The organism is Aeromonas sp. BIGb0405 (assembly GCF_024807335.1).
Classification (GTDB): Bacteria; Pseudomonadota; Gammaproteobacteria; order Enterobacterales; family Aeromonadaceae; genus Aeromonas; species Aeromonas rivuli.
On sequence record NZ_JANUEP010000013.1, the window covers coordinates 1 to 25,389 of the forward strand.

At 58.5% G+C, this 25,389-nt stretch carries 19 protein-coding genes; 5 read left to right on the top strand and 14 right to left on the bottom strand.

Going from position 1 to position 25,389, the window contains the following annotated elements:
* Positions 1–304 precede the first annotated feature (304 nt).
* Both modF and tcdA read left to right on the top strand, forming a co-directional pair.
* The gene (modF, locus tag M2366_RS18005) at positions 305–1,753 is read left to right on the top strand and encodes a molybdate ABC transporter ATP-binding protein ModF (protein ID WP_259270327.1); all 1,449 of its coding nucleotides are present in this window, start codon (positions 305–307) and stop codon (positions 1,751–1,753) included.
* A 105-nt stretch (positions 1,754–1,858) separates the two neighbouring features.
* A complete protein-coding gene (gene tcdA / locus M2366_RS18010; protein WP_042044127.1) occupies positions 1,859–2,677 on the top strand; it encodes a tRNA cyclic N6-threonylcarbamoyladenosine(37) synthase TcdA in 819 nt (272 codons plus the stop codon).
* 54 nt (positions 2,678–2,731) lie between these two features.
* Here tcdA and M2366_RS18015 read toward each other — a convergent pair whose 3' ends face one another.
* On the bottom strand, positions 2,732–3,169 hold the full coding sequence (locus M2366_RS18015; RefSeq protein WP_224431599.1) for a SufE family protein: 438 nt from the start codon (positions 3,167–3,169) through the stop codon (positions 2,732–2,734).
* A gap of 14 nt (positions 3,170–3,183) precedes the next feature.
* Positions 3,184–4,404 carry an aminotransferase class V-fold PLP-dependent enzyme gene (locus M2366_RS18020; RefSeq protein WP_259270328.1) on the bottom strand — a complete coding sequence of 407 codons (1,221 nt, stop codon included), beginning with the start codon at positions 4,402–4,404 and terminating at the stop codon, positions 3,184–3,186.
* Positions 4,405–4,548: 144 nt separating this feature from the next.
* Between M2366_RS18020 and rep the strand changes: the two genes are divergently transcribed.
* Entirely contained in the window at positions 4,549–6,561 is a 2,013-nt protein-coding gene (rep, locus tag M2366_RS18025) for a DNA helicase Rep (RefSeq protein ID WP_259237741.1), read from the top strand.
* 37 nt (positions 6,562–6,598) lie between these two features.
* On the opposite strand, the gene M2366_RS18030 is transcribed toward rep, so the two are convergent.
* From M2366_RS18030 to M2366_RS18050, 5 genes are all read right to left on the bottom strand, one after another.
* Complete coding sequence (locus M2366_RS18030; protein ID WP_259270329.1) at positions 6,599–8,884, bottom strand: bifunctional diguanylate cyclase/phosphodiesterase; 2,286 nt, start codon at positions 8,882–8,884, stop codon at positions 6,599–6,601.
* Positions 8,885–8,969: 85 nt separating this feature from the next.
* Positions 8,970–9,431, bottom strand: a complete 462-nt coding sequence (locus M2366_RS18035; protein ID WP_042044111.1) for a cytochrome c5 family protein — start codon at positions 9,429–9,431, stop codon at positions 8,970–8,972.
* A 191-nt stretch (positions 9,432–9,622) separates the two neighbouring features.
* On the bottom strand, positions 9,623–10,648 hold the full coding sequence (tdh, locus tag M2366_RS18040; protein WP_042044112.1) for an L-threonine 3-dehydrogenase: 1,026 nt from the start codon (positions 10,646–10,648) through the stop codon (positions 9,623–9,625).
* A 78-nt stretch (positions 10,649–10,726) separates the two neighbouring features.
* Positions 10,727–11,920: a glycine C-acetyltransferase gene (locus M2366_RS18045; protein ID WP_259237733.1), complete on the bottom strand. Its 1,194-nt coding sequence runs from the start codon at positions 11,918–11,920 to the stop codon at positions 10,727–10,729.
* 333 nt (positions 11,921–12,253) lie between these two features.
* Positions 12,254–12,898, bottom strand: a complete 645-nt coding sequence (locus M2366_RS18050; protein WP_224431593.1) for a TetR/AcrR family transcriptional regulator — start codon at positions 12,896–12,898, stop codon at positions 12,254–12,256.
* 148 nt (positions 12,899–13,046) lie between these two features.
* Here M2366_RS18050 and rfaD point away from each other — a divergent pair, with 148 nt between their 5' ends.
* A complete protein-coding gene (gene rfaD / locus M2366_RS18055; RefSeq protein WP_224431592.1) occupies positions 13,047–14,003 on the top strand; it encodes an ADP-glyceromanno-heptose 6-epimerase in 957 nt (318 codons plus the stop codon).
* An 82-nt stretch (positions 14,004–14,085) separates the two neighbouring features.
* Positions 14,086–15,177 carry a glycosyltransferase family 4 protein gene (locus M2366_RS18060; RefSeq protein ID WP_259270330.1) on the top strand — a complete coding sequence of 364 codons (1,092 nt, stop codon included), beginning with the start codon at positions 14,086–14,088 and terminating at the stop codon, positions 15,175–15,177.
* Positions 15,178–15,276: 99 nt separating this feature from the next.
* Here the strand turns inward: M2366_RS18060 and M2366_RS18065 are convergent, their stop codons facing one another.
* The 7 genes from M2366_RS18065 to M2366_RS18095 form a co-directional block, all read right to left on the bottom strand.
* A complete protein-coding gene (locus tag M2366_RS18065; RefSeq protein WP_259270331.1) occupies positions 15,277–17,289 on the bottom strand; it encodes an LTA synthase family protein in 2,013 nt (670 codons plus the stop codon).
* 193 nt (positions 17,290–17,482) lie between these two features.
* Positions 17,483–18,850 carry a tetratricopeptide repeat protein gene (locus tag M2366_RS18070; protein WP_259270332.1) on the bottom strand — a complete coding sequence of 456 codons (1,368 nt, stop codon included), beginning with the start codon at positions 18,848–18,850 and terminating at the stop codon, positions 17,483–17,485.
* A gap of 477 nt (positions 18,851–19,327) precedes the next feature.
* Positions 19,328–20,014 carry a DUF2931 family protein gene (locus tag M2366_RS18075; protein WP_404972809.1) on the bottom strand — a complete coding sequence of 229 codons (687 nt, stop codon included), beginning with the start codon at positions 20,012–20,014 and terminating at the stop codon, positions 19,328–19,330.
* A gap of 215 nt (positions 20,015–20,229) precedes the next feature.
* Positions 20,230–20,880, bottom strand: a complete 651-nt coding sequence (locus tag M2366_RS18080; RefSeq protein ID WP_259237720.1) for a DUF2931 family protein — start codon at positions 20,878–20,880, stop codon at positions 20,230–20,232.
* Between the two features lie 65 nt (positions 20,881–20,945).
* Positions 20,946–22,610 carry a DUF2235 domain-containing protein gene (locus M2366_RS18085; RefSeq protein ID WP_259237718.1) on the bottom strand — a complete coding sequence of 555 codons (1,665 nt, stop codon included), beginning with the start codon at positions 22,608–22,610 and terminating at the stop codon, positions 20,946–20,948.
* Positions 22,611–22,718: 108 nt separating this feature from the next.
* Positions 22,719–23,501, bottom strand: a complete 783-nt coding sequence (locus M2366_RS18090) for a hypothetical protein (RefSeq protein ID WP_259237715.1) — start codon at positions 23,499–23,501, stop codon at positions 22,719–22,721.
* A 10-nt stretch (positions 23,502–23,511) separates the two neighbouring features.
* Positions 23,512–25,380 (bottom strand): lipase family protein, encoded by a 1,869-nt coding sequence (locus M2366_RS18095; RefSeq protein ID WP_259270333.1) that lies wholly within the window; start codon positions 25,378–25,380, stop codon positions 23,512–23,514.
* Positions 25,381–25,389 lie beyond the last annotated feature (9 nt).

Below are 25,389 nucleotides of genomic sequence, written 5' to 3' on the forward strand. Positions count from 1 at the left end.
GCGGTAGTTCAGTTGGTTAGAATACCGGCCTGTCACGCCGGGGGTCGCGGGTTCGAGTCCCGTCCGCTCCGCCAATAAATAGAAAAGGCCTTCCCTCACGGGAAGGCCTTTTTGCTTTTCCGTTTTCGCACCGCTGCGAGCCCTGTCCCTTGTTCCGCACAATCACTTCCCTGCATGGCACGCCATCTCCTTTCCCCCAGCTATGTCCAGGGGCTTCCGATGATGGTTGCATCAGCTTTTACTTGGATTTTTTATGGCTGGCCTGCAGTCTGTTTCTAGGATCAAAGGGGTGGGATGGCGAGTAATGGCAAGGATAAGCAGCCTTGATGCCCAGTTTGTGCTGAGCAAGGGACGGATTTTTACCTTAAATACGTTAGAGATTGCAGCAGGGGAGTGCTGGGCTTTCATTGGCAGCAATGGTAGCGGAAAATCGACCCTCGCCAGGATCCTGGCCGACGAGTTGATCCCCAAGGCGGGGGTGTTCGAGCATGATTTAGCCCCCTTGGCGCTCATCTCCCTTGAGCGGTTACAAGCCTTGTTGGCGGCCGACTGGCAGCAGCGCAATAGTGACTGGTTGCTGGCGGAAGAGGAGGATGGCTGGCTCACCCGGCAGTTGATCCAGGCCGAGCACAGGGATGCGGCACGTTGCGAGGCCCTGGCGGCGCAATTTGGTATTGCTCATCTGCTTGAGAGACCCTTCCACTACTTGTCGACGGGGGAGACGCGCAAGGTCATGCTCTGCCAGGCCTTGATGGCGCAACCTCGCTTGTTGGTGCTCGACGAGCCCTTCGAGGGACTGGATCAAACCTCCCGCCGGCAGTTGGCGGACGCCTTGCTGGTACTCAAGCAGAGTGGTATCACCCTGATCCTTATCTTGAACCGCATCGAAGAGACGCCGGAGTGGATCGGATCCATGGGCTTGCTTGAGAACGGAACCTTGCTCACTCGGGGGTCACGTCAGGAGGTGCTGGCATCGGCTCGACTGCTGGCGGCTGCACGGCAACAGGCCCTGGCCAGCTTGCCTCTGCCGGAGGCCGACAGTTCCCCCGAGCCGCTGGCTGAGTCGCAACCTCTGGTGATACTGCGTCAGGGGCGAGTCAGCTACGGTGGTGAGGCGGTTATCGAGGGACTGGACTGGCGAGTGGCACCCGGGGAGCACTGGCACCTCTGTGGCGCCAACGGGGCGGGCAAGTCTACGCTGTTGAGTTTGGTATGCGGGGATCATCCTCAGGGTTATGCCAATGATCTGACCCTGTTTGGCCGCAGACGTGGCAGTGGCGAGACCATCTGGGAGATAAAGCGCCATATCGGCCTGGTGAGTTCGAGTCTACATCAGGATTACAGGGTCAACTGTTCGGCGCTGACCCTGGTGTTGTCCGGCTTCTATGACAGCATAGGGTTGTATGAGCGGCCAACGGACAGGCAGCGCAAACTGGCGCTGGCTTGGCTGACGCTGCTTGGCATGGCGGAGTACGCGGATCGCTCCTTTCAGCAGTTGTCTTGGGGTCAGCAGCGTCTGTTGTTGATCGTGCGTGCCATGGTCAAGCATCCTGCCTTGCTGATCCTCGACGAGCCGCTGCAGGGGCTGGATGCGGTCAATCGTCAGCTGGTGCGCCACTGGATCAGCCTTCTGGTGAGTCAGAGTCCCAGCCAACTGCTGTTTGTCTCCCATCACCCGGAGGATGCACCGGACTGCATCACTCACAGGCTCACATTGCGAGGTCTGAATGACTATCTCGTCGAAGTATTATGAGAGGGATCAGACACTGACGCTGGTGCAATGTCGTCTTCCCCCCTGTTCAGGCTGCACCCTGGGGATCAGGCAGGTATAATGACGGCCTTCAAACAAGGTGATGGTATGACTGCAGAGTATTTACAGCGATTCGGGGGCATTGCCCGCCTCTATGGCCAGCAGGCACTGGGTGCCTTCAGCCAGGCCAGGGTGTGCGTGGTGGGGATCGGCGGGGTTGGCTCCTGGGCGGCAGAGGCGCTGGCTCGGGCCGGCATCAACCAGATCACCCTGATCGACATGGATGACATCTGCATCACCAACACCAACCGCCAGATCCATGCCATGCAGGGCACGGTTGGCCGTCTCAAGACGGAAGTGATGGCCGAGCGCATTCGGGCTATCAACCCCGATTGCACCGTGACGGAAGTGGATGACTTCGTGACGGCGGACAACCTGGCCGAGCATATCAAGCGGGAATTTGACTATGTGGTCGATGCCATTGATTCGGTCAAAGCCAAGGTAGCGCTGATAGCTTTCTGCAAGCGCAACAAGATCCCCGTCATAGTGGCAGGCGGCGCTGGCGGCCAGATGGACCCGACCCAAATCACAGTGGCAGACCTGGCCAAGACGGTGCAGGATCCCCTGGCCGCCAAGGTGCGATCCGACTTGCGCCGGTTGCACAATTTCAGCAAGAACCCGGCGCGCAGGTTCGGGGTGGAGTGCGTCTTCTCCACCGAGCAGCTGAGTTACCCCGATGGCCATGGCGGCACCTGTCACGCCAAGGCGACCAGTGACGGCAACATGAAGATGGATTGTGCCTCGGGTTTTGGCGCCGTGACACCAGTGACCGCCACCTTCGGTCTGGTGGCCGCATCCCGGGTGCTGAAGAAGATAGCCGAGCGAGGTGCCAAGGCTGACAGGATAGTGGCAGACTCGCAGCAATGAAGAGAGCGCCTCAGGGCGCTCTCTTTGTATCAGCAGTGCGCTTGGCGCTGTGACTCAGCTGGCGGCCAGGAGTCGTATCCCCTGCACTATGGCCCTGAGCCCGTTGCCCCGCGACGGGCTCAGGTGTTTCTCCAGCCCCAGCTCGCTGAAATAGGCTTCGATATCAAAAGCCTGGATTGCCTCTGCGCGTTGGTGATTGAAGGCTGCCAGTACCAGCACAATGAGGCCGCGCACGATGCGAGCATCGGAGTCACAGGCGAAGTGCCAGCAACCATCCTCACTCCGCTCCCCTCTCAACCAGGCCTGGCTCTCGCAACCCTTGAGGCGATGATCTTCCTGTTGCCACTCGGGCGGCAATACAGGCAGCTGCTTGCCGAGCTGGATGATGAGTCGATATTGGTTCTCCCAGCCATGGGCTGCTGCAAACTGCTGACGCAGGGTGTCGGCGTTTGGCTCAATACCGATGGCGGTATAGCGTTCGAGAGTGTGCATGCTGGTCATCCGCCTTAAAAGAAGTCACTTAACTTGTGCAGCGCCGCCAGCAGGGCATCTACATCATCTTGATTGTTGTAGCAGGCCAGGGAGGCCCGCATTGTGCCACTGATACCAAGGCTCTCCATCAACGGCATGGCGCAGTGATGGCCGACCCGCAGCGCGATCCCCTGCATGTCGAGCAGGGTGGCGGCATCTTGCGGGTGGATCTCGTCCAGCAGGAAAGAGACGGCGCCGGATCGCTGCAGCGGCTCACCGATGAGACGCAGCCCAGGGATCTGTTTCAGGCCCGCGACCAGCTGCACCATGAGCGCGGCTTCGTAGCGCGCTATGGCCTCCCTGTCCTGGGCGAGCAGAAAGTCGACGGCGGCGGCCAGGCCGATGGCGCCGGCGATATGGGGGGTGCCCGCCTCGAACTTGAAGGGCAGGCTGTTGAAACTGGTGCCGCTGAAACTGACCCTGTCGATCATCTCGCCCCCCGCCTGCCAGGGTGGCATCCGTTCCAGCAGGGCCGCTTTACCCCAGAGCACACCTATGCCGGTCGGGCCATAGAGCTTGTGGCCGGAGAAAACGTAGAAGTCGCAGCCAATGGCTTGCACATCCACCTCAAGGTGAGCCACCGCCTGAGCGCCATCGATCAGGGTCAGGGCACCGACTGTCTTGGCGGCGGCGACTATCTGTTTCACCGGGTTGACGGTGCCCAGGGCATTGGAGACATGGGCGACGCTCACCAGCCGGGTGCGCGGCCCCAGCATGGTCAGGTAGGCCACCATATCCAGATCGCCACGCTCGTCCAGGGGGATCACCTTGATGATGGCGCCGGTGCGCTCGGCAACCAGCTGCCAGGGGACGATGTTGGCGTGGTGCTCCAGGGTGCTGAGCACTATCTCATCCCCCACCTCAAGTTCGCTTTCCCCCCAGCTTTGGGCGACCAGGTTGATCGCCTCAGTGGCGCCGCGGGTCCAGATGATCTCGCGCTGATGAGGGGCATTGATAAAGCGGGCCAGGGTCTCGCGGGCCCCCTCGAAGGCTAGGGTGGCGCGACCGCTCAGGGCATGGGCGGCGCGATGCACGTTGGCATTGTCGGTACGATAGAAGCCGTCCATCGCGGCCAGTACGGCATGAGGCTTGTGGGTGGTGGCGGCATTGTCGAGATAGACGAGAGGGTGGCCATTGACCTGTTGGGCCAGGGCCGGAAACTGGTCGCGCAGCCGGGCGTGTTCTTGCAGGTTCATGCTCCCCTCGTCATCTCTTGGAAAAGTCGGCCATGATCCGGAAAAAGGCGGGCAAACACAAGGTGAAGTGTCGTGCCCATTTCGGTGGATGCGGCTATCTCTGCTACAATGCTGCCCCTCATCATAAGCCAAGAGATCCGGCCCATGAAGCTCAACCCCAATCAGAATGAAGCGGTCAAGTTTGTTTCCGGCCCTTGCCTGGTGCTGGCGGGTGCCGGATCGGGCAAGACCCGCGTCATCACCAACAAGATTGCCTATCTGGTGCAGCAGTGCGGCTATGACGCGCGCAATATCGCCGCCGTCACCTTCACCAACAAGGCGGCGCGGGAGATGAAGGCACGGGTCGGCCAGACCCTGGGTCGCAAGGAGGCGCGGGGGCTGATGGTCTCTACCTTCCATACCCTGGGTCTGGATATCATTCGCCGTGAGCACAAGACGCTGAATCTCAAGGCGAACTTCTCTCTGTTCGATGACACCGATCAGCTGGCGCTGCTGAAAGAGTTGACCGAGGCTGAGCTCGATAACGACAAGGACAAGTTGTCTGCCCTCATCAGCCAGATCTCCAACTGGAAGAATGACCTCATCTTGCCCCCGCGCGCCATGCGCATCGCCCAGGGGCCCGAAGAGGTGCTGATGGCCCAGCTCTATGAGCGTTATCACCGCCAGATGGTGGCCTACAATGCACTGGATTTTGATGATCTCATCGTGATGCCGACCCTGCTGCTCAAGAGCAACGACGAGGTGCGCACCCGCTGGCAGAACAAGATCCGCTACCTGTTGGTCGATGAGTATCAGGACACCAACACCAGCCAGTACGAGCTGGTGAAGCAGATTGTCGGCGAGCGGGCCCGTTTCACCGTGGTGGGGGACGATGACCAGTCGATCTACTCCTGGCGTGGTGCCAAGCCCCAGAACCTGGTGCTGCTCAACGAGGATTTTCCCAGCCTCAAGCTCATCAAGCTGGAGCAGAACTACCGCTCCAAGCGGCGCATCCTGAAATGCGCCAACATCCTGATCGCCAACAACCCCCACGTGTTCGACAAGGCGCTGTTCTCCGAGCTCGATAACGGGGTGCCAATCAAGGTGTTGTTTGCCAAGAATGAGGAACACGAAGCGGAGCGCATCGCCGCCGAGCTGATGGGCCACAAGTTCATGAATCGCACCAGCTTCAAGGATTACGCCATCCTCTACCGGGGCAACCATCAGTCGCGCATCTTCGAAAAAGCGCTGATGACCAACCGCATCCCCTATCGCATCTCCGGTGGCACCTCGTTTTTCTCGCGCACCGAGATCAAGGACATCATGGCCTACCTCAAGCTGCTGGTGAATCCGGACGAGGACACAGCATTTTTGCGAGTGGTCAACCTGCCGCGCCGGGAGATAGGCCCCACCACCCTGGAGAAGCTTGGCCAATATGCCAACCAGCGTGGCAAGAGCCTGTTTGCCGCCAGTTTCGAGCTGGGGCTGGAGCAGCATCTCTCCGGTCGCGGGCTGGTCGCCCTGCAGGCCTTCACCAACTGGCTGGTGCGCCTTGGCGATCAGGCGCTGCGCGGCAACCCGGTGGAGGCTGTGCGGGACATGATCAAGGAGATCCACTATGAAGAGTGGCTCTACGAGACGTCGCCCAGCCCCAAGGCTGCCGAGATGCGGATGCAGAACGTCTCCACCCTCTATCGCTGGATCACCGAGATGCTGGAGGGGGATGAGTTGGAAGAGTCGATGACACTCGCCCAAGTGGTCACCCGACTCACCCTGCGGGACATGATGGAGCGTAACGAGGGGGAAGATGAGGCCGATCAGGTGCAGTTGATGACGCTGCACGCCTCCAAGGGGCTGGAGTTTCCCTATGTCTTCATGGTGGGCATGGAGGAGGGCCTGCTGCCGCACCAGACCAGCATAGATGAAGACAACGTGGAGGAGGAGCGCCGCCTCGCCTACGTGGGCATCACCCGCGCCCAGACCGAACTCACCTTCACCCTCTGCAAGGAGCGGCGCCAATATGGGGAGTCGGTGCGCCCCGAACCGAGCCGCTTCCTGCTGGAGCTGCCCCAGGACGATCTGGAGTGGGAGAATCAGAAGCAGGTGACGGCGGAGGAGCGCCAGCAGAAGGGGCAGATCGGGGTCGCCAATCTGCGCGCCATGTTCAAGAAGGATTAATCCTCCCCACCGCCTGACAGCCTGCTCGCGAGTGGAGTCAATCCGCTTCCAGGTTGGTTGCTACCCCCAGCAGCGGCGTGATGTCGTTGCCCGGCAGGGGGGGCGATATGTAGCGACCCTGGCCGAAGGGGCAAGCCAGCTCGATCAGCTGACGCAACTGGGCCTGACTCTCTATGCCCTCCACCACCAGGCTGAGATCCAGGTCGCGGCAGATGTCGCGCATGGCACGGATCAGCGCCAGGTCCTTGGGGGAGTGCAGCATGCGGTGAGTGAGGCCATCGTCTACCTTGACGTAGTCCACCGGGTAGTGGAACAGGGCACTGAGGGAGGAAAAACCGGATCCGAAGTCATCCAGGCTGATCTGTATGCCCTTTGCCCTGAGCTCATGCAGGCTGGTAATGATATCTGCATGCTGGCGCGACAACTCCCGCTCGTTGAATTCGAAGATGAGGTAGCTGGGACAGACACCTTCTTCTTCTATGATGGCGAGCAGCGCCTGTATGGCGGCGGGACTGGCCAGATGCTGACCACACAGGTTGACGGCCAGCTTGAACTTGCGCAGGCCCGCCTGGGGTAGCCAGTGGCGCAGTTGCTGGCAGCTCTGACGCAGTATTTTATGATCAAGGGCCTCAATCAGACCGCATTGCTCCGCCAGCGGGATGAAGTCGAAGGCATCCTTGAGCTCACCTTCCCGGGTGATCCAGCGTGCCATTACCTCCAATCCCACCAGACAGTTGTCCTCGAGCCGGATCACCGGCTGGAAGTAGGGGATGATGCGCCCCTCGGCCAGGGCGTTACTCAACAGGGCTTCTGGTGAAGACCAGGCTTGTTCCATGCACTCAACCGTGTAGTGGACAACCCGAGCGCGGCCATTGCGCTTGGCCTGGTACATGGCGAGATCCGCCTGATGGAGCAGCTCGCTCACATCCTGACTCTGTTCGGACACGCTGGCCACTCCCATGCTCACCGTCACCGTGACCTCTTTGCCCGCCAGCCTGAAAGGGTAATCGAGCCGGCTGATGATGCGGTTCAGCACCGGGCTGGTTCCCTCCTCTCCCATGCTGTTATCCAGATAGATGACGAACTCGTCACCCCCGAGCCGCGCCAGCAGATCATTCTGGCGCAGGCAGCTTTGCAGGCGACGGCCCAGCTCCCTGAGCAGCAGATCGCCGTTGTTGTGACCGAGTTCGTCATTGATCTGCTTGAAGTGATCGATATCGAGGAAGATCACCGTGAAACCGACGCCACCATGACGCTGATAGTGGCTCATGGCGTGATGGAGGTGATTCATCAGCAGGCTGCGATTGGGCAGGCCGGTGAGGGGATCATGCAGGGCATCGAATTGCAGTTTGCGTTCCAGCTCCTGGTGCTGACGCAGCTGTTTTTGCAGGCGAAGATTGGCCTGACGTAGCAACTGCAGGCGGTGATTGAGCCGGTCTGGGGAGTTGAATTCGTTCAGTTGCTGACGGATCTGGCCCAGCTCCAGCAAGAGAGTGAGCTGGTTACGCAGGAAATCGAGGAAGAGGCGATCGTCGGTACCCAGGGGCGCCGAGGTCGCCAGCAGCAGATGGGCGAAGTAGTGCTGCTGCAAACGCAGGGGCGTACTGCACCAGTGTTGGCCGCCCAGTTCCCGCTCGGTCGGATTGGTTTCGTGGCAGAGTTGGCGGATGACATCATCATCTCCCGGGTCCTGGCTTGGATAGAGGTGACTGATCTCGCTGCGCCCGAGGCGCACCAGCCGCAGCTGATGGGTGCCCAGAATGCGTTGCAACGCGGCATCCAACTGGGTCAACAATGCCTGGGTTGGCAGGCTGTTGGCCAGACGCAGGATGCGGTTGATCTGCTCTATCTTGTGTTGCCAGGCGGGATCCCGGCCGATCAACGGTGAGGCGGGTTCGGCCAGTCTGGCGTGAGTATTGGCTTCCGCCAGTCGCTTGGCCAGGCACTCGAGCAGCAGTCTGAGACTGGCCTGGTCCTGAGGGTCGCCCTGCACCAGCAACCAGCGTGCCTGCCCCTCGCTGATGGGCAGCACACACCAGCCCAACTTGGCATCCAGGGCCATCAGGTGCTCGCTCAGTGCAGGCTCTTCCCGGCCGAGTTGCCCCTTGAACATGGGATCAAGGTTGCGCTCGAACAGCCAGACGGGGCCCTGGGTACCGAGACCGAGCAGGCCTATCTGATGCAGAGGGCAGAGTTGCTCAAGGTCATCAAACAGCTGATGGTAATCCGCCCTGCTGGCTTGTTCGGGTGGCGGGAAGGCGAGGATGGTGCTGACCAGCGCCAGCAAGGGATGGGCATCCTGATCGAGAGGGTTAGCGGACATCATGGACTCCCGGGTGACGCTACCCTACAAGGGTAGTCGCAAGCCATGATAATAAAAGGGCCGCAATTGCGGCCCTTTCAATGACTTAGATTTTATCTGTCATGAAGTGAATGGCATTCTCAATCTCTTCATCACTACAGCTGGCACAGGTTCCGCGTGGCGGCATGACCCCATGGGTGCCAGTGAAGCCTTCGATGGCATGCTTGCGCAAGGTGTCGAAACCCTGAGCCACACGGGGTTCCCAGGCTGCCTTGTCACCGCGCTTGGGCGCACCGGCGGCACCGGTATCGTGACAGGCGAAGCAGGCGCCCTTGTAGACAGTCTCGCCATCACGGGGACCAGACGAGGCGGTACTAGCGGTGGCCGCCGGGGCTATCCCTTCCAGATCCTTGGCGGTATAGACATCACCTACGGGCTTGATCCGTTCGGCGATAGCGTCGGGCGACATTTCGTCGGCGGCACTCTTTGCCGCAAGGGCGGCACCGGACAGGCTGGCAACCGCAATGCCGGCGACCAGTAAACAGCTCAGTTTTCTCAACACGCTCATGTACTCCCAGCAGGCTCTTATTATCCCTAGAAACGGCGGGATTATAACCGAATAGTTACAAGCATTTAAACGCTTGTGTGTGAAGTGTTAAGCAGTCTGTGCGCCAGATCTGCCTCCCTGCTCCCTGTGGTGGTTATAGCAGAAACCCGGCCGGGGCCGGGTTTCTGGATAAGAGGGGGCCTGGGAGAACATTAATCCCAGTTGAGTATCACTTTGCCAGACTTGCCGGACCCCATGGCTTCGAAGCCCTGCTGGAAGTCATCGATATGGAAGTGGTGGGTGATGATGGGGCTGAGATCCAGGCCTGACTGGATGAGGCTCGCCATCTTGTACCAGGTCTCAAACATTTCCCGGCCGTAGATACCCTTGATAAACAGTCCCTTGAAGATGACCTGATTCCAGTCGATCGCCATGGTGGAGGGGGGGATGCCGAGCATGGCTATCTTGCCGCCATGGTTCATCTTGGCCAGCATGTCCTGGAAGGCGGAGGGCACACCGGACATCTCCAGTCCGACATCGAAGCCTTCGGTCATGCCAAGATCTGCCATCACATCGGCCAGGGACTCCTTGCTGACGTTGACGGCGCGGGTGGCACCCATCTTGCGGGCCAGTTCGAGCCGGTATTCGTTGACGTCGGTGATCACTACATGACGGGCACCCACATGGCGGCAGACGGCGGCGGCCATGATGCCGATGGGGCCGGCACCGGTGATGAGCACGTCTTCGCCGACCAGATCGAAGGAGAGCGCGGTGTGCACGGCATTGCCGAAGGGATCGAAGATGGCGGCCAGTTCATCGGGGATATTGTCCGGCAGCTTGAAGGCGTTGAAGGCCGGGATCACCAGATATTCGGCGAAGCTGCCCGGGCGGTTGACACCGACCCCGACGGTATTGCGGCACAGGTGGGTGCGGCCGGCGCGGCAGTTGCGGCAGTGTCCGCAGGTGATGTGGCCTTCGCCGGAGACGCGGTCGCCGATGGCGAAGCCACGCACTTCCTGGCCGATGGCGACCACTTCCCCCACGTATTCATGACCGACCACCATGGGCACGGGAATGGTCTTCTGGGCCCACTCGTCCCAGTTGTAGATATGCATGTCGGTACCGCAGATGGCGGTCTTGCGGATCTTGATCAGCAGATCGTTATGGCCGAGCTCGGGGGCGGGCACATCCGTCATCCAGATGCCGGGTTCGGATTTGAGTTTGGAGAGTGCTTTCATGACGGTTCCTCACGGGCCGAGCCCGGTGCAGAGGTGGAGCTATGGGTCTTTTAAAAAGGGGCCTGCTGGCCCCTCATATTATTGGATGATGTTCAGGTCGCGGCCGATGCGGATGAAAGCATCGATGGCCTTGTCCAGCTGCTCACGGGTGTGGGCGGCAGACATCTGGGTGCGGATGCGCGCCTGGCCTTTGGGCACCACGGGGAAGGAGAAGCCCACCACATAGATGCCTTCGGCCAGCATGCGGGTCGCCATCTCGGAGGCCAGCTTGGCATCCCCCAGCATCACCGGGATGATGGCGTGATCGGCGCCCGCCAGGGTGAAACCAGCGGCACTCATGCGCGCGCGGAAGTAGTCGCTGTTCTCTTTGAGCTGGGCGCGCAGGGCATGGCCGCTTTCCAGCAGCTCGAGCACCTTGAGGGTGGCCGAGACGATGGAGGGCGCCAGGGAGTTGGAGAACAGATAGGGGCGCGAGCGCTGACGCAACCAGTCGATCACCTCTTTCTTGCCTGAGGTGTAGCCACCGGAGGCGCCACCGAGGGCCTTGCCCAGGGTGCCGGTGATGATGTCGACTCTGTCCAGTACGTCGCAGTATTCGTGGGTGCCACGACCGTTTTCGCCGATGAAACCGACGGCGTGGGAGTCATCCACCATGACCATGGCATCATATTTGTCCGCCAGATCGCACACGGACTTGAGGTCGGCGATGACCCCATCCATGGAGAAGACACCGTCGGTGGCGATCAGCTTGAAGCGGGCGCCATCGGCTTGTGCCTGCTTGAGCTGGGCTTCCAGATCCGCCATGTCATTGTTGGCGTAGCGGTAGCGTTTCGCCTTGCACAGCCTGACCCCATCGATGATGGAGGCGTGGTTGAGGGCATCGGAGATGATGGCGTCTTCGGCCCCGAACAGGGTCTCGAACAGACCTCCGTTGGCATCGAAACAGGAGGAGTAGAGGATGGTGTCCTCGGTGCCGAGGAAGGCGGAGAGCTGCTGCTCCAGCACCTTGTGACTGTCCTGGGTGCCGCAGATGAAGCGTACCGAGGCCATGCCGAAGCCGTGGCTGTCGAGGCCGGCCTTGGCGGCGGCAATCAGCTCGGGGTGATTGGCCAGACCGAGGTAGTTGTTGGCGCAGAAGTTCAACACCTGCTGCTGACCCACGGCGATGCTCGCCTGTTGCGCCGAGCTGATGATGCGTTCCTGCTTGTAGAGGCCCTCAGCTTGCACTTGCTCAAGCTGCTCGGTCAGGTGACGATAGAATCCGTTAGACATCCTCGATCCTCATTGGCTATTACAGCCTTGTATCAATATTGGGCAACATTTTACTGCAACTTCGCCGCATCAATTCAAATTTTTATGCTGATATTCAACATCTGTGAAACAGATCACCCGCCGAGTTGAGTCGGGGAGGCTCAGCGTCAGGGTTGCGGAGGAAAAAGGGGTCAATTGGCTTGTGGTTGGCGAAGGGCTATCGCCGACCCTGGTCGGCGATGGAGACACAACTGACGGGATCGGGTGGGGGATGGATCCCTGACGCAGCCGCCTGTCGGCGTCAGCGGGAGATGTTGCGCCGCTGCGGGCTAATCCAGAGCCTGTCACACCGCGTCAGCCATCAATCTGCGCCAGCTGACGGTAGTGTTGTTCGAGCTGCTGGATCTGTTCGCTGATCTGGGGCTGGACATAGGGTCGCAGCAGGAAGAGCACCCTCAGCACCCCCTGATAGAGCAGCGGCTTGGTGATGCGGGTATGGGGGGCCTGGGCTATCTGGAACGGGATCCAGCAGGTGACCACCATCTTGATGGTCTGGCCCAGATCCGGCAGATCCTGGTCGCTGACCGCTATGATGCCCCCCTCGCGCAGACTCTTGAGCAGGGCCTCCACGGCGGATCTCAGCTGCTCCTGGGCCTTGAGATATTTCTGCTGCAACAGTTCGTCGCGACTGAGGATATCCGGCAGGTTGGCGTAGAAGAAACGGAACTGCCACATCAGATAGAAGATGGCATCCAGGTAGCCCATCAGCTCATCGAGCTTGATCTCCTTGCTGCGTGCCGGGGTAAAGCTCTCGCTCAGGTGGCGGGCATACTGGTCGAAGATGGAGTGGATGATGTCCTCTTTATTGCGAAAGTGGTAGTAGAGGTTGCCCGGGCTGATACCGAGGTGGGCGGCGATATGGTTGGTGGTGATGTTGCGCTCGCCCTGGTCGTTGAACAGTTCGGTGGCGCTGTGAATGATCCTGTCTCTGGTTTTCATCGCTGGTCCCTCTGCCGGGCCCGCCTTGCGTCGAGGTCGTATCCCCTGGCGGCCCGTGATAAACTTTTCGGCAATTTCAAATTGGCTCACTATACACAGCTTTAATCGGCCGTCACACGTGGGCATCAACGCAGGCGAGGCAAACTCCATGATCGTAGTAACTGGCGGTGCAGGCTTTATCGGTAGCAATCTGGTCAAGCAACTCAATGCCATGGGGCGGACCGATGTGGTGGTCATCGACGATCTGACCGATGGCACCAAGTTCGTCAACCTGGTCGACCTGACCATTGCCGATTACATGGACAAGGACGAGTTCCAGGCGCGTATCGTCTCCGGGGATGAGTTCGAGGAGTGGGACGGCGGCATCGAGGTGATCTTCCATGAAGGCGCCTGCTCCGCGACCACCGAGTGGAACGGCAAGTTCATCATGGAGGTCAACTACGAGTACTCCAAGGATCTGTTCCACTACTGCATCGAGCGCGAGACGCCCTTCATCTATGCCTCGTCCGCCGCGACCTATGGTGGCCGCAATGACAACTTCATCGAAGATCCCAGGTTCGAGCAGCCCCTCAACGTCTACGGCTACTCCAAGCAGCTGTTCGACCAGTACGTGCGCCGCTGGCTGCCGGAGATCAACTCCCAGGTCGTCGGTCTGAAGTACTTCAACGTCTATGGCCCCCGTGAGCAGCACAAGGACGCCATGGCATCGGTTGCCTTCCACCTCAACACCCAGGTGAAGAAGGGCGAGAATCCCAAGCTGTTCGAAGGCTGCGACGGTTTCCCCGATGGCGGCCAGATGCGCGACTTCATCTATGTGGATGATGTCTGCAAGGTGAACCTCTGGTTCTGGCAGAACCCGCAACAGTCCGGCATCTTCAACTGTGGTACTGGCCGTGCCGAGCCGTTCCAGAGCGTGGCCGAGGCGGTGATCAAGCACCATCAGCAGGGCAGCATAGAGTACATCCCCTTCCCGGATCACCTCAGAGGCCGTTACCAGAGCTTCACCCAGGCCGATCTGACCCGCCTGCGCGGCGCCGGTTATGACGGCGAGTTCAAGACGGTTGCCGAAGGCGTTGCCGACTACATGGCCTGGTTGAACCGCTAAGTCGAGCGGCGTTGGATAATTGAAATTGCAGGGCGCCTGATGGGGCGCCCTGTCTATTTGAGCCGTGAGTTGAGGAAGGGAAATGACACAGTTACTGCATATTTGCCTCTCTAGCGGGTGGGGTGGCCTGGAGATGTATCCGCTACGGGTCGGCAGCGGCATGATGGAACGTGGCTGGCGGCTCTATGGCCTGGCGCTGCGTGGCAGCAAGGTGGCCGAGGGCATGAAGGAGCGGGGCTTCGAGGTGTTCGAGGTAGACTCCCGTGGTCAGGCCTTGTGTCAGCTGCTCAGCCTGCGGCGCTGGCTCAAGGCGCGAGCGATCCGGCTGGTGCATTGCCACAAGTCCGGAGACTTGTTGCTGGGGGCCCCGCTCAAGAGCCTGTTACCGTTGCGGCTGCTGTTCACCGAGCACATGGGGGTAACGCGTCCCAAGCGGGATCTGCTTCATCGCTGGATCTACGGCAAGGTGGATCTGGTGCTCTCCATCAGTGACGAGACTCGCCGTCGCAACCTCAAGGCGCTGCCGCTCCCCGCCTCGCGTATCGAGCGGCTCTGGCTTGGTACCGATCTGGCCACCTGCGAAGAGCTCCCTGCCGGGATCCGCGCCGAGCTGGGGGTGGCGCAAGATGCGCTGCTGCTTGGGGTACTGGGCCGGATCGGCCGTGGCAAGGGCCAGCGCGATCTGCTGGAAGCCTTCTTGCTGCTCGCAACCCGTCATCCGCACCTGCATCTGTTGATCGTGGGGGGCACCTCGGCGAGCGAGGGGTCGGACGAGGCGGTGGTCACTGCACTGCGTCAGCGGGCCGCCGAGGCCGGCATGAGCGATCGGGTGCTGTTCACCGGGTTTCGCCGCGATACCCCGCGCATGCTGCGGGTCATGGATCTGGTCGCCATTCCCTCCCATAACGAGGCGTTCGGCCTGACGGTGATAGAGGCGATGGCGGCGGGCAAGGCCATCGTCGGTGCCAGCACGGGGGCCGTGCCCGAGGTACTGGGGGAGGTTGGTCTGTTGGCGGTGCCCACGGATCCGGCCGCGCTGGCCGCCCAGATTGAGCGACTGCTGATGGATGAGGCACTGCGCCAGCAACTCGGTCAGGCGGCCAGAGCGCGCGCCGAGCGGGAGTTCAGCATGAGCCATCATCTGGATGAGCTGGCGCGCCGCTACCTGGCATGATGGGGGGCCTCCTCCCGAGTGCTGTTCATCGTCTGCGCTGGCGACCATTGCCGCCCATGAAAAAGGCTTCCCTCGGGAAGCCTTTTTGCTGTGGGACTATCACTGGGCGCTTTGCCCATCGGGCTCGGGGTCCAGGAAGCCTTTGACCCGGCTGTTGAGCTGCCAGCGCAGCAGGTCTGGCAGGGCTTGCTGACGCTGCTGCTGAGCCTTGTCGACCGGTTCTCCCTGCTCGGAGACCGTCAGCTGCCGGTCATCTCGCCAGGGGTAGAACATCGGCTTGCCGCTCATGGGATAGGCGCCCTTGTCATCGATCCAGAGGGTGACGTTATAGCCAAAGGCCCGGCTGGGATCGTCGACCGGTGCCAGCATGTTGCGCCCGGCCAGGGTCTGGTAGGGGGTATCCGACAGGCTGAAGCTGTAGAGCGTCGGGAAAATGTCCTTGTGGGAGCCGACACGCAACGGATCGAAGCGCCACTGGCTGTGGGCCAGTATCGGCTTGGGCACATAGAGGTAGAAGGGCACGGCCCGATCCAGTACCTGTTCGCGGGGATAGAAGGCCCTGAGACGGCGCATCTGGTGATCGCCACTGGCGGCGATCAGCGTCTTGTCACCCAGGGATGAACCCTTGATGGCGCTGACGAAGCGGCCAAGGGCATCGGTGGCGAACTGATAGGTCTTGAGGATATTGGTCTGCTCTATGTTGCCATCCTCGGCATGGGTCATGACCGCTGCCGTGGTGGCGATGGGTTGCGGCTGATAGCGGGCCGGCGTCTCATAAGGCGGGTGATTGGTGATGGTGAGAATGCTGATGAACAGCGGCTGGGTCGCCTCCTCCAAGAGGGTCTGCGCCAGACGGTAGGCGTAGTCATCGGGCACGCCCCAGGCGGTGATCTCTTTGGCCGCCTGGGGATAGCGCTTCATCAGGGCGTTCTGGTCATAGACCTCATCGACCCCCTGCACCGGCAGGTAGTTGACCAGATTGCGCCACATCATGTTGCCGGGGGAGATGAAGATCAGCTTGTAGCCCGCCTGCTTGTAGAGGGCGAAGGGGGTGCCGCTCAGGGTCTGGTGCTGGGCCGAGCTATGGCTGATGTTTTGCGCCGGACTGTGGAAGAAGAGGGCCGCCAGGGAGGGGGCCGTGCCGTTGTCCTCCGACAGGAAGCGCTTGAATACGAAATCCTCTTTGAAGTGCGGCCGCAGGCTGCCGAGCAGGTCATTCTTACCCGGCTCATCGAAGGCCAGCATGTTGCTGCCAAAGCTCTCCATCAAGGCCATCACCACGTTGGGTTTGTGTTCGGCGAGCCAGGGGTTGTGCGGGGTGCGCGCCATCAGGGAGTCCAGGCCGACCTCGGCGAGCAGGGTTTCTCCTTCGGCATGGCTGACCGGGTTGAAGGCGATGTCCTCCTCCCTGTCCTTGATGGCCCAGTCAATGGCCATAAAACCGTTCGGGGTCAGCTTGTTGAGAGAGAGCAGATCCGAGACCTGGGCATTGCCACGGCGCAGCGGGAAGGTTCCTATGCTGCCACGGCTGATGACAAACAGCAGGGTCAGGGCGACCAGCAGGTAGACGATGAAAACAGTCAACGGCCAGGGTTTGCGCTCCCGCTGCACCAGGGTGCGTCTGGCCCAGCGAGCCGGCAGCCAGCCCAGCAGCAGGCTCAGCAACAGGCTTTGAATGATGGGGTAATCTTGCCACATATTGCCGAGCACGGCCTGAGTGTCATCCTCCATCAGGCCGAAGGCGAACACGTCTATGTGGGTATGGTAGGTCTGGTAGTAGTAATAGTTGCCGATGGCGACGGCACCGATCAGGAAGGCAATCATGCCCAGCAGGCGAGGGGCCCAGGCCTGTACAGCGTGCCAACTACGCTCGCCAGCGGCCAGCACCAGCCCTGCCAGGGCGAAGGGGGAGAGCGCCATGCCGGCGATACGCAAGTCAAAGCGAAGCCCGGTTAGCCACATTCGCTGCACATCGTCGGCCCGGCTCTGCAATTGCCCGGGTTCGACGAAGTGGCTCAACATCAGATAACGGGCTGTCATCAGGATCAGCACCAGCCAGATCAGCTGATAGCCCAGGGTACCCAGCAGGGTGCGCAGTCGAGTTTGATACATAAGCATGTCCATTCACTATCAATAAAACCGGCCCCAGGGGGCCGATAGAATGCCTTGACGCCGACGCCCGGGTGCCCGGGTTGGAGTAACAGCCCGCCTGCTCATGGAGGCGGGCGGCGTCAGCCTCCTATGATAAGGAAACTCGCGGCGTGCCGTGAATGGTTTCTTGCCTTAGCGCTGTGACGGGCCGGATTCAACCCTGGAAAGGTTGATCCTGACCGCTCAGCTTGGTGTACCAGTATTGCGCCAGCTTCTGGCCCGCCTGTTTCTCCTTGGGTTGCAGGGTCTGTTCCAGCTCATCCCGGGCCTGGGAGGCTTCTGGCTCACCATTGGTGGCGGCGAGCAGGTACCAGGCATAGGCCTGGACCTGGTTGCGCGGTGCTCCCAACCCCTGCTCACGCATCATGCCCATGCGGTATTGGGACTGCTGGTGGCCCTGATTGGCTGCGAGTCGATACTCCTTGAGTGCGGCGCTGTAGTCCGCCTTGCCACCCTGGCCAAGACGCTGCATCTCGCCATAGGCATAGCGGGCATCCGCCTCGTTCTGGGCTGCGGCCCTGGTATACTCGCGCCGTGCAGCCTCGAGATCCCCGCTCTGCTGGCGCAGCTGACCCAGCTCATATTGGGCACGGGCGACTCCGCCATCGGCGGCCAGGGTCAGCCAATGTTGCCGCTGGGCAGCCTCGCTCTGTTGCAAACTGAGTTGATATTCGGCCTGGTGATCGCCTTGTCCCGCGGCCAGCGTGAGCCAGTACTGGCCTTGAGTCGGGTTGGGCGGCAGGGGATCCCCCTTCATATAAGCCAGACCGAGCCAGCGCTGGGCCTCGGCGGATCCCGCTTCTGCCGCGCGCTGATAGAGCGGGGTAGCCTGTTTGGCATCGGCCCGTTTGGCAAGGATCAGCAGGGCATCGGGCTGCTGCTGGGCGGCGGCCTTGCGATACCACTCATCGGCGGTTGCCTGGCTCTTGGTTACCCCCACGCCCTGCTCATAGCGATGGCCCAGCTGGTACTGGGCCTGGCGATCCCCCTGCTTGGCAGACGCCGTCAGCCAGCGCAGGGCATCTTCTCCCCCCTCGGGTTGGGCGGCATACCACTGTCCCAACAACAGCTGGGCCTGAACATGACCCTCTTCAGCAGCCGGCGTCAGCCAGTCGAGACACTCTTGGGGCAGCTTGCCTTTATGTCGGCTCTGGCAATCGAGACCAAGTTGATAACCAGCGTCATCATTGCCAAGCCTGGCGGCGCTTTGCCACCACTCTCTGGCCTGAGCCTGGTTTCTGGGCTCACCCAGACCGGCGTGATACCAGTTGCCGACCTGCAGGGCAGCCTTGCCCCGCAGTGCACCATCGCTATTGAGGGTGCCAAGTTTGCTGGCTTGCTTCATCCAGTGCATGGCGGCTGGGTAGTCGGGCTTGGCGGCCAGCCGCTCGGCCAGCTCATATTGCGCCTGACCTTGGCCCTGCTGGGCGGCAGTTTGCAACTCGGCATCGGATAAATGGCTGGGCTGACTGGCACAGCCAGCGAGCAGTAATACAAGCAATACGGGGGAGCGTTTTTTCATGGTGTCGGGTTCACGAGGGTTGTTAATGAATGGCTGTTGGCAAATGGCTGGTTGGGAAATTGAGCTTTCGTATCAAGACTATTCGCATAATGTTGGCATCGAGGATCCATGTTGTTCTATGCCTCTGGACCTGTGCTTATTTTCCAGATTTTCCAGATGTTGGCATTGGGTCAGGGGGATCTCTATCTGGCCAGAAGTCGCAGAGACTTTTTGCGGGAGCCATGGCTGTGACTCGGCAAGGGACAACACACCCCAAGGTCCACCCCCATAGCTTCAACATCATGACGCCTTGCTCCCTGTCAGTGGATATCTATCTTGGCTGACGTGGGAGCGTCCCTGCTGGTACTGGCCAGGTTGGCGACTGGCGTGTTCCACCCGCGCCGTATGGCATAGGGGGAAGAGTGAGGCTCGGTTATCGCTGAATCTTGGGGACCTGGCCCCTTAAGTGCAGGTGGCCAGGTTGCAGGCTGGGGGTGATTAGTCGACGGGTTCTATATCTGTCCTGGGTTGTTTGGCGCGGTAGTCATCCATGATGGGTGCCCAGTCCATACCGAGTGGCACCGGGTATTGCTTGAATAGCTCGCCATATTTTTTATCGAAATCATCCATGCCATATTGGCGCGCTACCGGTACTTTCTTGTCATACCAGTCATCGGCGACCTCTTCGGCGATGCCGTGGGTAAGCAGGAGGTCGGGGCTGAGCTGTAATCCTCCTCCGGTTAGCACAACCTCAAAATAACCACCGGGTGCCAGGCCAAAGTAGAGGCGATTTCGTCTGTCATACCGTCCTTCGACTAAATAAACCTGACGCATCTGCTGCTCCAGATTGGCAGGCAGGTCCACCTTGATACGGTAGCGTTTGCGATCATGGAACGAAACCATCTCGACAATAGCTTTATCGGGTACGGGCACGCCGTCGGTGGGCAAGCCACCACCACCAGCCCAGTAATAGCGCTGCCCCTTGATGCGATCGGCTAGCAAGCCACCAGCCCCACCCCCGGCCAAGCGATCGGAATAAACCAACTCGCCGCCACGATAAAACTCGGTCTTGGTGTTCTTGGTCATATCAATATTGCTGCCGGTACCGTAACGCCAGGCAAAGGGTTTGATAGACACTTCCGTAGCGCAAGCCAGCAAGGGGCAGAGCAGTCCCAGTATCAACATCCATCGCTTTAACATCATGACTCCTTGTTCCCTATCAGCTCACGTCTTTCCTTGCTTACCGTGGGCTCGAATTTATTGGTGTTGGCCGGATTGGCGAGTCCTTGATTGCTGGCACTGTGGTGCCTATAGCCAGGGAGCACAGGATGGTAATGAAGGTGTAGAGAGAGAATGTTGGCCGTCTGAATGCAGATGGCCAACATTGTGGTCAAGGGTGTTTAGTTGATTGGCTTAAGATCCGTCTTGGGTTGGTTGGCGCGGTAGTCATCCATGATGGGGGCCCAGTCCATGCCCATAGGGATCGGGTACTTCTGGTAAGCTACGTTGAAATCTTTGTCAAAAGCGGCCCAACGTTCTTGGTACTGCCTAGCAAGCGGAACTTTTAAGTCATAGTAATCATCGGTTACTTCATGGGCTAAACCCCTAACAAGTAAAATGTCTGGCTTGACGTTGTATTGTGTCAGGAACACCTCGACATAACCGCCCGGAGCCATCCCTACGGCAATGACATTACGCTGCGTTTCTTCGCGTTCTTTGCCATTTGAGATGAGGTAGCGCTGATCCATCTGAGTGCCAATGTCTGCTGGTAGTTTCAGGGTAATGCCATAGCGCTTTTTATCATGAAAGGAGACCCACTCAATTTCCACTTGATCTGGAACAGGTTGGTTTGTGACACCCCTTCCCTTACCAATTCCCCAGCGAAATTCCTTTGCTTTCAAGTAATCTTCGCTAACCACAGTAACCACGCCGCTTTCTGCGCCATGTATCGGCTTTCCTTCCCGGTAAAAATTGGTTTTACTGTTCCAAATTCTATCGGCGTTAGTTCCGACCATATAACGCCAGTTCATAGTATTTTGGCTATTGGCCATACCCTTGCTGCTGCACCCAATTAGAGCAATAGCCAGCAGTGACAAGCCTATCCAACAGAATCTCATTATCCCCCCTCCTGGTTAGTGTAAATATGACGAGCTTCTTTGCCTCGGTGATGATGTGGCGTATTCACCAACCCCGTATCAGCGCTGTGATGAAGGTATGAAAAACGCAGTTGGCGGTAAAAATCGTCTTTGAGTGTTTGAGCTAAATTCTTGACCACACCCCGTTCCTTTGCGGCATCGAGCCAGAGCGAATCTATCTTGGTCAAATTGACTAAAGGAGGCTTGCTAGCACCACTATCGAGCATTAACGCTCTATCGGCGTGATCCCACTCGCGGAATGGCACACCAACATCCTGAGCTGCTACGACCATCATGTGAAGTGGAATTCGTGAGTATTCACCTTCGACTACACGATTGAGAAGCACTTCAACCTCGACGCTCATTTTATCTGTTTTGGGATGTCGGCGGACTCGCACACGAAGGCTGAGCTTATTCCTTACTGGCGCACTCGCCACATTAGGTAAATCAACAACCTCATTACCCCACCCCTTAATCACCTGTTCCTCGGCATACAGTTTGGCTCTTTGGTAGGCTCGGCTTTTCTTGGGGTCGAAGAACATGGACGACTCCTCGCTCCGACAAACTTTGATAGCAATTTGTTCGGTGATAGCAGGATCGCTATTGGGATTGCTCAAACTCCAGCGGCTGTAATAACCACCACCAACATCAGAGTGAGATCCCGGAATGATGACCTCAGTAAAGTTGGGTGCAATGTTAGCGCCAGCAATATCATCGCTGATACGGGTCAGGGCAAAGAAATAGCGCCATTCATCGGCTGCAATGAGATGGACTACCCGTTCAGCGCAGTCTGGCGATAGGGTCACATGACGCTTCTTTGCGGAGGTTGTCACTGTATCGAACAACCCAACAAACTTGATGCGACAATCTTCACGACTAGCCCAGTCAAAACCGGCTTTAAGCCTAATCGCATTCTCACTTCCGACGGCCTCAGCCAAGAGGTGTTCTGCTTGCTGATCGATGATGTTAACAAACTGACGGGCCGCTGAAGCCCCTCGGCTAAAACCAAATACATCAAAGTCGATCTTGTGAATACAGTCGATGGTATTGAGCGTTGGTCCTAGCTGTAGTTTGAGTTCCTCGACAATCTTGGTTTTACAGGCCTGCTCAACTTTGGCCAGACTTGAGGTGCTCCCAGTATCGGCACCTTGTCCAGCACCAGTGTCTCCTTCCCCATTTTCAGTACCAATACCATCTATATAGACAGGGACACTTAACACCCCGGTGGTGCTAATGTCATAGAGCACATGTGCTTTACCAATATTGGTCATGTCATTGGCTTGGCTTGCAACCTTTAGAGGAACATCCCCCGCCGGAAACAACCCTTTCACCTCTTTCCGCTGCTCGGCTGCTTGCTCCCGCTCTTGCAACTCGGCTTTCTCCTGCCGGGCCAGTGCTGGCACCAGATAGAGCTTGACCTGCTTGGGCAGGGGTCGGTAGTCCTGCATCTGATCCCGATCGCCACGAGAGCCGCCCTGCCCCGGTAACTTGGGCGCCCTGTATCGAATATGGGAGCGATAGAAGTGCACCACCTTGCCGTGATGTTGATAGGGGTCTCCCTCGAAGGGATTAAGCAGCGCCAGGGGGGCCGTGATCGGTGCCAGCACATAGCCCAAGCCGGGTACGGCGAAGGTAGGGTTATCCATTTCCCTACCAGGAGGGACAGAAGGGACAGAGTCCGCCTCGTTGATATGGGGATAGTGGATAATGCTATCGGTACTTACGTCAATTAGTGATGTAACAGAGTCAATATATTAATTTTTCTCATAGTATTTATAAGGTCTAAACCCATACTCACCCTGGGATTCATCCCCATTTGGATAATACTTTACCCTCTTAGCCGTTTTATCTCTCAACGAACCACTGTCGATAACATATACTGTGTAGTTATTATCTATGTTGGGGGAGAAGTGAATTAAGGTTGGATTTTTATTTGTGTTATTGAATGTGTATTTTTTTTTCACTATGCCTGCTGGCTCAATAAACAACATTCCATTCGTGTTATCCTTAACGGGGAGCTCTAACAAAAAAACTGGATAATATTTTGGATTAATATCTATTTTTGAGCTTGAAATATTACGATGATAAGATGTGTTGAGTGATACTGTTACGTATTTGGCCGATGTATCAAAAGTGGTGCTTTTGTATTTATTTGGCAACCCACCTTTAAATAGCGCTGCGTTTTTAGGCTCAGTAAACAAAAGTATGTCGTACAGCTGCCAGTCACAGCGACTTCCACCCTGTATCGCGACTCTATTTTCATAGGAGCCATCTGCCTGGGGCTGAATCGTTACTTCGAAGCCGGCCAAGTTATCCGTAGCACCCACGGTTCCATCCGACATGGCTCTCGGTTTCTTACAAACAGATGAGCGATATTTGGGATTAATAGTTGCAGTGACATTTGGCGGAATAACCCCCTTGATGGTGATCCATTGATTATTCTCTTGCGGTGGGTCTAGTGGTGCAGAGTCATAGGCACTGCTGCAACCGCTGGTTAATAGAGCGCTACCCAAAAAAACCATTCTCACAATATTCATATATTTCTCCTTAATACTTTCCCTGATTACTTAGCCAGAAACGCTCCAACCCATTGCGCAACGGTAATTCATCTGCCTCCGGCAGGGCAATGTTCAGTCGCTGATCCAGCCAGAGCAACGCATTTTCCCGCTTGGCGACCTTGTAATAAAGCTGTTTTTGATGTGCTGTCAGGGCAGCAAGATACTCCGATTTCTGCTCTACAAAGGGGTCTGGCTGCTGGTGCTGCTCGGCCAGCAAGCCAGTGATTCGTTTGCGAATATAACCGGCATATTCGAGGCTGGAGTGGGCCGCCGGGCCCAGCCCCACCTTGGTCTCCGGATTATCCCCCGCCGGAAACAACCCTTTCACCTCTGCCCGCTGCTCGGCTGCTTGCTCCCGCTCTTGCAACTCGGCTTTCTCCTGCCGGGCCAATGCTGGCACCAGATAGAGCTTGACCTGCTTGGGCAGGGGTCGGTAGTCCTGCACCTGATCCCGATCGCCACGAGATCCGCCCTGCCCCGGTAACTTGGGCGCCCTGTATCGAATATGGGAGCGATAGAAGTGCACCACCTTGCCGTGATGCTGATAAGGGTCTCCCTCGAAGGGGTTGAGCAGCGCCAGGGGGGCCGTGATCGGTGCCAGCACATAACCCAAGCCGGGTACGGCGAAGGTAGGGTTATCCATTTCCCTACCAGGAGGGACAGAAGGGACAGGGTCCGCCTCATTGATATGGCGATAGTGAATGGTACTGTCCGGCCCTATCTCGGCCAGCGCCGCTTTGGTAAAGGTGCGCGGCATACCATAGGTGTAAAGGCAGGGGGAGTACTTTTTGAGACTAACTGCGTGGATCAGTGCCAGGGCACCACCGAGGCTATGGCCGGCAATAAATAATTTCAAGCCATCGCCAAGTTTCAATGAAATATCATTGTAAGTTACCCTGATTTCTTTGACTGGGTGTTGTTCCACGGCTTTATATTGGCGGTAGAAACCTTCGTGAATTTCCCCGACTTTTGTAATATCAGGACAGGGTACGGGCTGATAATTCAGATCGGTCAGCGCATCATAGCCACTGGCCGTGCCACGCCAGCTGACCAGCAGCTCCCCCGGCCGCTCCACATAGAAGAACTGGGTATCAAATTTGAACTTGAACCAGGACTTCTCCTCCTGCGCTGCATTGATAAATACGGGGGGGCGATAACGATCATCGAAGGGCACATCCCTGACCAGGGGGTTGGCCTTCAGGCCATTGACTTGATAGGGCTGGCGCGCCAGATCCTGCATCTGCTCGGTAAAGAAATGCTGGATTGAACCGCTAAAGACCCCTGCTTCATTTTGTTCGCCATCGGCATAGGCCAGCGCCGCCATCAGCGCCAGATTGTGGGCATTGCCCAGGTCATAATCCGGGCTATGGTTAAGCGCCAGCACCCAGGCCCGCAGCGGGCATACCTCTACGGTCAGCTTGAGGGGGCCGCCCGCCGTTGGCAGCAACCCCAGCCTCATCCCTTGCAAGCCTTGCTCAGCATGGGGAAAGTGGTAAGCAGGTGGAAGATCATCTTCCCAGTCAGCGATATTGGTTGGCGCCTCGTCGACCAGTTCCCCCATGCGGGCATAGCGGTACTGCCGCCCCTGACCGAGCGCCTTGGCCCTGACCGCCGACTCCTCCTCCTTGCGAGACAGGCGCAGATAGCGATGCGGCTCTTGCAGGGTGGTTGCCAGCGGATCTGCCGCCAATACCAGCTTGACCGGCCCGGCTGGCAGCTCCTTCTCCTTGATACTGCCATCGCTGCCAGTGACTCCAGTACGGGGGGCAACCTTGCCGCCTATGCTGTCGCTGGCCATGCTTAGCGAATGATGCAGGGTGTAGGGGACATTGGCGATAGGTTGATCCAATTCATCCACTAGCAGTAG